General features: G+C 53.8%; 1 protein-coding gene. It reads left to right on the top strand.

Translation table 11 applies throughout. The annotated features are described in order from the left end of the window. The first annotated feature begins 86 nt into the window (after positions 1–86). Positions 87–1438, top strand: a protein-coding gene (locus BUC32_RS20025) for an IS3 family transposase (protein ID WP_139280822.1) whose coding sequence is annotated in 2 segments (ribosomal slippage) — positions 87–422 and positions 425–1438 — 1350 coding nt in all. Because the reading frame shifts where the segments join, the coding sequence is not laid out codon by codon here. The last annotated feature ends 74 nt before the right edge of the window (positions 1439–1512 follow it).

Below are 1512 nucleotides of genomic sequence, written 5' to 3'. Positions count from 1 at the left end.
TGTCTGACGTCAGCGCTTATGGGTCCAAATAGGGTGATTTGATAAGGGAGTGTTTCTGGCTCATCGTAACCACCAAGGAGTGGGACATGAGACAGACATCCGGAACACGCAATAGCCCAGGCGAGAAGATCGTCAAAGATATTAAGCGGGCCACGCGCAAACAGTATTCCTCAGAAGAGAAGATCAGGATCGTATTGGACGGCCTGCGTGGCGAAGACAGCATCGCTGAACTGTGCCGTCGTGAGGGCATATCGCAAGGCATCTATTACAAGTGGTCCAAGGACTTCATGGAAGCTGGGAAGCGGCGGCTGGCTGGTGATACGGCTCGGGCTGCCACGACCGACGAGGTCAAGGATCTACGTCGCGAAGCCCGTGATCTGAAGGAGGTTGTCGCGGAACAAACGCTTGAGCTTCGTCTTCTCAAAAAAAGCATGACAGGCGATGGGGGCGATCAAGAATGAGGTATGCTGCATCCGAGAAGCTGGAGATCATCCGACTGGTTGAGGGATCTCATCTGTCAGCGCGTCAAACGCTGGCCAAGTTGGGCATCCCGCGCACGACATTCTACCGTTGGTATGACCGATATCTGCAACGTGGGGAGGCCGGTCTGCAAGATCAGTCACCAAAGCCAAAGCATGTTTGGAACCGCATCCCAAACGAGGTGCGGCGTAAAGTCGTTAAGCTGGCCTTGAAGGAGACCGAACTATCACCACGGGAACTGGCAGTGACTTTCACAGACAGAGAAGGTTACTTTGTATCAGAGGCTTCGACATATCGGATTCTGAAAGCACACGATCTGATCACCAGCCCAGCCTTCATTGTGATCAAGGCGGCAAGTGAGTTCAAAGACAAGACCACAGCCATCAATCAGCTCTGGCAAACCGACTTCACGTATCTGAAGATCATCGGTTGGGGCTGGTTCTATCTCAGCACGATTTTGGACGATTACAGCCGATACATCATCGCGTGGAAGCTCTGCACCAACATGCGGGCCGAGGACGTCACAGACACACTCGACCTGGCTCTGCAGGCCTCCGGCTGCGATCAGGTGCACGTCGTCCACAAACCCCGCCTGCTCAGCGACAACGGGTCCAGTTACGTCTCTGGCGGTCTGGCTGAATGGCTGCAAGACAAAGGGATGAAGCATTCTCGCGGTGCGCCGTATCATCCGCAAACACAGGGCAAAATCGAACGCTGGCATCAGACTTTGAAGAACCGAATCCTGCTGGAAAACTACTTCCTGCCTGGTGATCTTGAAGCCCAAATCGAGGCCTTCGTCGATCACTACAATCATCAGCGGTATCATGAGAGCCTCAACAACGTCACGCCGTCCGACGTCTACTTCGGGCGCGACAAAGCCATTCTGAGACAACGAGAGGAGATCAAACGAAAGACCTTCGAAGCCCGGCGCTTGCAACATCGCAAACACGCCGCATAATACCATCAACAAGATGAGCCAAACACTCTCTTAGTTTAGGCCGCTCTTGGGCCCAAAAACTCTGCCGACGGACA

The sequence above is a fragment of the Shimia gijangensis genome, from assembly GCF_900142085.1.
Lineage (GTDB): Bacteria > Pseudomonadota > Alphaproteobacteria > Rhodobacterales > Rhodobacteraceae > Shimia > Shimia gijangensis.
This window is presented reverse-complemented; position numbering and strand designations above follow the sequence as displayed.